This is a genomic window from Bradyrhizobium sp. NBAIM08 (assembly GCF_020193935.1).
GTDB classification, from domain to species: Bacteria; Pseudomonadota; Alphaproteobacteria; order Rhizobiales; family Xanthobacteraceae; genus Bradyrhizobium; species Bradyrhizobium yuanmingense.
Map to the genome: position 1 here is coordinate 1 of NZ_JADYVR010001274.1, position 386 is coordinate 386.

At 73.1% G+C, this 386-nt stretch carries 1 pseudogene; it reads left to right on the forward strand.

The features are described 5' to 3' along the window. Window positions 1-369, forward strand: a pseudogene (locus I6F37_RS44495) (hypothetical protein); the annotation flags it as partial. Between the last annotated feature and the right edge of the window lie 17 nt (window positions 370-386).

The window sequence follows — 386 nt, forward strand, 5'->3', positions numbered from 1 at the left end:
ATGCAGGCGGCCTGCGACCCGCTGATCGGCGAGCACGACTTCTCGTCGTTCTGCCGCAAGCCGAAGGTGGCCGACGGCGACCCGGAGCCGTCGATGGTGCGGCGCGTCCTGTCGGCGCGGTGGTCGCAGCTCGACGACCCGGCGCACCTCCGGTTCGAGATCCGGGGCACCGCGTTCTGCCACCAGATGGTGCGCTCGATCGTCGGCACGCTCGTCGACGTCGGGCTCGGCAAGGCGTCGCCCGGCGACGTGCGCGGCATCATGGTCGCCCGCGACCGCGACGCCGCAGGGCAGGTCGCGCCGCCGTACGGCCTCGTGCTCTGGGAGGTCGGCTACGGGCCGCGGCCCGTACGATCGGTCGCACCATGACGACGGTCCGTCACACC